Origin of the sequence: Mesorhizobium sp. M7D.F.Ca.US.004.03.1.1 (assembly GCF_003998635.1) — a bacterium.
Lineage (GTDB): Bacteria > Pseudomonadota > Alphaproteobacteria > Rhizobiales > Rhizobiaceae > Mesorhizobium > Mesorhizobium loti.
The window spans coordinates 1-1,885 of record NZ_RZQG01001059.1; the positions used below are offsets into that span (position 1 = coordinate 1).

Below are 1,885 nucleotides of genomic sequence, written 5' to 3' on the forward strand. Positions count from 1 at the left end.
AAAATACTCGACCGCCCGGTCCTGCCGCTTGCGCTTGACCGAGGCCAGGCGCTCAAGATCGCGCTCGACCTGCGGATCGGCACCGCGAATGCCGGAAACCAGCCCCATGACGAAGTCCCGCGCGGAATCCGCGTCCGACAGGCGGAAGAAGGCCCACGACCCTTCCTGGTAGCGGCCGATCAACCCGGCCTCCAGCAAGAGCTTCAGGTGCCGCGAAACGCGCGGCTGCGACTGGCCGAGAATTTCGGTAAGGTCGGAAACGGTGAGGTCGCCGCGCGACAACAGTGCCAGTATGCGCAGCCGGCTGGATTCGGCCGCCGCCTTCAACGTATCCACCATGGTGTCGAGCGAGACATGCATCAGCGTATTCTCTTTGAAAAGATATAAACATATGTTTATGTCGATTTTCAAAACCTTGCAAGCGCTATGTCGCTTCCGGACAAGAAAATGGCGCATGCGTCGACTCGCGATGCATGTGGCCCAAAAGTGGGTCGCGGTTTTGGGGCAACGACATGCACGAACAAAAAGATGCGAGATGAGAGCAGGATGACCGAAACGCGTGAGATGTTCGAGACGCGCGAAGGCGAGCAGAGGCTGGAGAACGATCCGGCACTGATGCCGCCTGATGGCGGGATCGTCTTCATCGGCCACATCGCCTCGCCATGGACGACGCGCGAAACATGCCCGAAGAACATGCGCACCGCGCGCGAGACCGGGCAGGAGGCGGTGCTGACCATCGACGCGCCCTATCGCGATGGCCTGCAGGGGCTGGAGCGCGCCAGCCACGTCATCATCCTGTCCTGGCTGCATCATGCGCCGCGGACTCTGATTGTGCAGAAACCGCGCCATGCGGCTGAAACGAAAGGCGTATTTTCGCTGCGCTCCCCTGCTCGCCCGAACCCTATCGGGCTGCATATCGCCAGGCTGATTGCCGTCGACATCGGTACCGGCCGCATCGATCTCGACGCCATCGATGTGCTCGACGGCACGCCGGTCATCGACATCAAGCCTTATTTCGCCTCGACCGACGCCATACCGGAGGCGACCATCGAAGGACGCGACGAGCCCAATGGGGGTCGGCGATGACAGCGCCGACCGGCCGCCGCCGCGCCATCGCCAAGGCGCTGACCGCACTTCTGCCGCTGGCGCCCTATGCCGACATGGAGAAGATCCGCACCGACGCCGGCGCGGTTCACATGAAGACCTTGCCGCCGGGCATCGCCGTATGGCTGGCGACGATTGCCCATATCCGCCACATGCACACCGACTACGAAAAGCTTCTGGCCGAAGGTTACGACCGCGACTCGGCGCGTTTCTTCGTCATCGAGCAGATCAACATCGTGCTCACCCGCTGGCGCGCGACACGCCTGCTCGACGCCGACGACGAAGAGGATTGAGGCGGTAGTCCGCCTGGAGACTGTTTCGAATTCGCTCTGGCGAGTCATATGGTGGTGGTTTCGAGAACCGGAGCGCAGCGGACATTTGGGTCCATGAGCACTGGAAGCGCAGAAAACGCCGCTAGACGGCCGCCAGTGTAGAATTTCCAAACAGTCTCTTATTTCCGCTTCAGAACGGCGACTGCGTTGTAGGGCTGGCCGTCAGCCTGGCCGACCCAGGTCCAGGACAGATTCCCCTTGAAGAACCTGACGGTGATATTGCCGCCGTCTATGCATTTGTCCTGACCGTAAGTGATGCTCTCGTGGTATTCCGCCGAAATATCGTCCCTGGACGTCTGCGATAGGGATCCGCCGCAGCCGAGCGACGGATAGTCGATCGACGCGCCGCCATCGTTGATCGTCATGGCGATCGTCCAGTCGGCCCCGGCATCGCCGGCCGGGCTCTGGTGGCCGCTGCCGACCCAGGTGCCGCTCAACGACGGCACATT

General features: G+C 61.9%; 4 protein-coding genes. 2 read left to right on the top strand and 2 right to left on the bottom strand.

Annotated features, from left to right (window positions below; genetic code table 11):
* Window positions 1-360, bottom strand: a 360-nt coding sequence (locus EN935_RS33810; protein ID WP_164771597.1) for a metalloregulator ArsR/SmtB family transcription factor, incomplete at its 3' end; no start/stop codon positions are given.
* A gap of 186 nt (window positions 361-546) precedes the next feature.
* On the opposite strand from EN935_RS33810, the gene tsaA reads away from it, so the two are divergent.
* Together tsaA and EN935_RS33820 are read left to right on the top strand one after the other, a co-directional pair.
* The gene (tsaA, locus tag EN935_RS33815; protein WP_109668303.1) at window positions 547-1,086 is read left to right on the top strand and encodes a tRNA (N6-threonylcarbamoyladenosine(37)-N6)-methyltransferase TrmO; all 540 of its coding nucleotides are present in this window, start codon (window positions 547-549) and stop codon (window positions 1,084-1,086) included.
* Entirely contained in the window at window positions 1,083-1,397 is a 315-nt protein-coding gene (locus EN935_RS33820) for a DUF2293 domain-containing protein (protein WP_109668304.1), read from the top strand. Before tsaA ends, EN935_RS33820 begins: the two co-directional genes overlap by 4 nt.
* 158 nt (window positions 1,398-1,555) lie before the next feature.
* Here the strand turns inward: EN935_RS33820 and EN935_RS33825 are convergent.
* Window positions 1,556-1,885, bottom strand: a 330-nt coding sequence (locus EN935_RS33825; protein WP_127374114.1) for a hypothetical protein, incomplete at its 5' end; no start/stop codon positions are given.